At 29.6% G+C, this 658-nt stretch carries 1 protein-coding gene and 1 pseudogene; both read right to left on the reverse strand.

The genetic code is table 11. The features are described from left to right. Positions 1-49 precede the first annotated feature (49 nt). Positions 50-211, reverse strand: a pseudogene (locus KGF41_RS20470) (recombinase family protein); the annotation flags it as partial. 87 nt (positions 212-298) lie between these two features. Beyond that, positions 299-658: fumarate hydratase C-terminal domain-containing protein (locus KGF41_RS20475; protein ID WP_227857135.1), on the reverse strand; the 360-nt coding region annotated here is incomplete at its 5' end.

Genomic DNA, 658 nt, shown 5'->3' on the forward strand with positions numbered 1-658 from the left:
TTTTCAATATCTTCATCCTCTCTAATCTTTTTCTTGTATTTTCTTAATCTATTATTCCTTTAGAATTGGCATATTGTTTAAGAAATTCAACTTGATTTTTTAAATCATCTTTTTGATTAGAGGTTGAAACCCTTGTATAAATAACTATTTTTCTATTATCTGTTTCTTTACGTATTCCTGTATATTCTAGATATTGTTCATAAGTTTTAAATATATTTCTATTTTCTAAGTACAACTCCTTAAAATGTGTACAATTAAATTGTTTTGTATTTTTAGTATTTATATAAATTTTCAAAATTTATTTACATTCATAAATTGCTCGTCCTTGCTCGTAGATATTATTTCCATAACTATCTATAGCTACTGTAAGTTTAAGGTCTTCTACTACAATCTTTCTTATAGCTTCAGCACCTAAGTCTTCATATGCAATAATTTCACATGATTTTATCGAATTTGAAATGTATGCACCAGCTCCTCCTATTGCTGCAAGATAAACTGCTCCATACTTCTCCATGCCTTGTATAACTTCTTCACTTCTTTTTCCTTTACCTATCCTGAACCTCCCATGACTAAAGTCACATGGTTCCTGCTTCATAGAATTTTGCATACTAAAATATGTCTTACCAATTCTCCACAGGCTATCCCCGTAGTCCCTACG

The sequence above is a fragment of the Clostridioides sp. ZZV14-6150 genome (assembly GCF_020657875.1).
Taxonomy (GTDB): domain Bacteria; phylum Bacillota; class Clostridia; order Peptostreptococcales; family Peptostreptococcaceae; genus Clostridioides.